Below are 1,042 nucleotides of genomic sequence, written 5' to 3'. Positions count from 1 at the left end.
TGATTTCTTTTCTCCATTCCAAACCTGAGGCTCACCTCCTTCATTCACGGAAGCTGCTCTCCATTTATTATTCTTCCAAATCCAAAAGCTCATCCCATACCCATCATCCTCGCTAATAAAAGGAACAAATACATGTGTATCATCCAAAAAGATACGGTCTTGAATGATCTTTGGCTGGGCTTCAGAAAAAAATGAGTTGATGCGTTTGATGACTTGCTTATCCGATAGGAAAGGGTCAGGGTCTTTAGGTAATTGAGTAAATGAAAGAACACCGATCATCAATAATATCGCAGCTAGTAAAATAATCTTTTTTGTTTTTTTAGCCATTTTCCCCATCACCTCCTGTCAAAATCGATTCCTTGAGCCTGAAGTAGACTTGACGCCCTTTATTAGGTGTAATCAGGATTCCCCTGCCATCTTCTTCAATGAAAATGATTGCTTTAAGTCCGCTCCCCTTTGCAGCGGTTGTCCCATTCAGGATATAAGGGAATTTCTCTTTGTGATCGCCATCTTCACGGATTCGATTATACCAAGATTCACTCTCGATCTTTTTTTGTTTCATCTTTCCCATCAATTTTTCCAGCTTTGCTTTATTTAATGTTTCTTCTTTCGAGTGGGGGTGGCTCGCTATCAAAGAAGCCTTTTTAACATCCATCATATATGTCGACGGCACATTCTTCGGATACATCATTCCATCAATCGGTATGGCTAAAAGGGCAAAAGCGAAAACGATGAAATTCGATAAAAATCCGAGCCAGGCAAAACGGCGAAATCGCTGCCATCTCGCCGCATTCCCTTGCCTTCCCAAGAACCAAGAGAGGAGAGCCACACCGATTGGGAGAATGGGTATGCTTATGACCTCTCCTGCTAGATTAAAAGTGAAATGAAAAGCGAACATTCCTAGCACCAATACGAGAATAGCCTTCCAGAGCTTAGGAGATGCTGGTTTTTTTCTATAAATGATGGCAAATAAGGTTCCGATCAGTATGTAACTGGACGCTGTAGCAATTAAAGAGGGTGCATGCATATATTTTTCGAAATC

General features: G+C 41.1%; 2 protein-coding genes. Both read right to left on the bottom strand.

All coding sequences use genetic code 11. The features are described 5' to 3' along the window. Window positions 1-327, bottom strand: a 327-nt coding sequence (locus CVN76_RS04950) for a hypothetical protein (protein ID WP_157805532.1), incomplete at its 3' end; no start/stop codon positions are given. Next, window positions 320-1,042 (bottom strand): hypothetical protein (locus CVN76_RS04945; RefSeq protein WP_100530490.1); only part of this gene is annotated, 723 nt, incomplete at its 5' end. The genes CVN76_RS04950 and CVN76_RS04945, both read right to left, overlap by 8 nt.

This window comes from Bacillus sp. mrc49, assembly GCF_002803435.1.
Note: the sequence above shows the minus strand (reverse complement) of the source record. Positions and strands in the feature narration are given on the sequence as shown.